Here is a 1,357-nt window from a genome sequence, read left to right as displayed (position 1 = left end):
AAGCGCTGCAGCAACTCAAATATTGTTGATTTACCAGCACCAGATGGCCCAACTAGCGCCACGCGCTCCCCTTCTCGAATACTAAAGCTGACTTTATCTAAAGCTTTTACTTGAGGTCTAGCGGGGTATGAAAAAGTAACGCCATCAAATTGAATCACTGAAGCATTACTCGCCGGAAACATATCAGTACCCGACTGATAAGGAATAAGCGACTCCACAGACAGCAACTCCAAAAGGCGCTCTGTCGCACCAACGGCGCGTTGCAATTCACCATATACCTCGGAGATCGTCGCCACAGCACCGGCCATCATCAAGGCATAAAAAATAAAAGCTGCCAATTCACCACCGGTCATCTCACCGGCCAGCATGTCACTGCCGCCAACCCATATCAGAGAACTTATCGCTACAAACACCAGCAGTATCACTGTCGCAATCAGAAGCGCTCGCTGACGAATACGTTTTCGCGCGACGGAAAAAGCGAGTTCGACTTCTTTATCAAAGGCCGCACGCTCATAATTTTCACGCGTAAAACCCTGCACCGTTTTTATGTTGCGTACAATCTCACCTGCATAAGAGCCAACGTCTGCAATCGAATCTTGGCTAGCACGCGACAATTTTCGAACACGTCTGCCAAACATCAGAATAGGTAGCAAAACAAGTGGCACACCAACCAACACCAACAAGCTCAACTTCAAGTTGGTATAGAGCAACAGAATAAGTGAGCCAACAAAAGTGAGTGCGCTGCGCAGCGCCATCGAAAAAGAAGAGCCAATAATATTTTGCAGCAAACTGGTATCAGTCGTGAGACGAGACATGATCTCGCCACTACGATTCTCTTCAAAATAGGACGGATGTAATGATACTAAGTGTGAAAATACAGCAGATCGCAAATCTGCTGTCACGCGCTCCCCTAACCAAGAGACCAAATAAAATCGCGCATAGGTACCAACAGCCATCAATAGCGATAGCAAAAATACAAGCTGCACTGTATCGGACAAACCATCTAGAGAGTTAGCCACCAAGCCATCATCGACCAATAGGCGCACACCCTGCCCTATTGATAAGGTAATCGCTGCGGTAAAAATTAACGCGATACTGGCACCAACTAATGTCCACTTGTAGGGACGCATAAAGGCCCATAATTTAAGTAAGACACTCAATGACTTCTTCGGTGCTTTTTGGTTTGCCATATAAAAATTTGCTTAGAGACGATTAGGAAGAAAAGAATAGTACGAAGATAGTTGAAGGATGGGAACACAAATAAAAAAGCGGGCGCACTCAGGGTTGTATGTACGCCCGAACTACTGAACTCATAAACATCTAACCTTATAGCATCAATTCATCCATATCATGCTCA

General features: G+C 45.5%; 1 protein-coding gene. It reads right to left on the bottom strand.

What is annotated here, in order from left to right; genetic code table 11:
* A partial coding sequence (locus tag A3738_RS04285) for an ABC transporter transmembrane domain-containing protein (protein WP_156503945.1) occupies nt 1-1,190 on the bottom strand: 1,190 nt, incomplete at its 3' end.
* Between the last annotated feature and the right edge of the window lie 167 nt (nt 1,191-1,357).

The organism is Oleiphilus sp. HI0066 (genome assembly GCF_001635725.1).
Note: the sequence above shows the minus strand (reverse complement) of the source record. Positions and strands in the feature narration are given on the sequence as shown.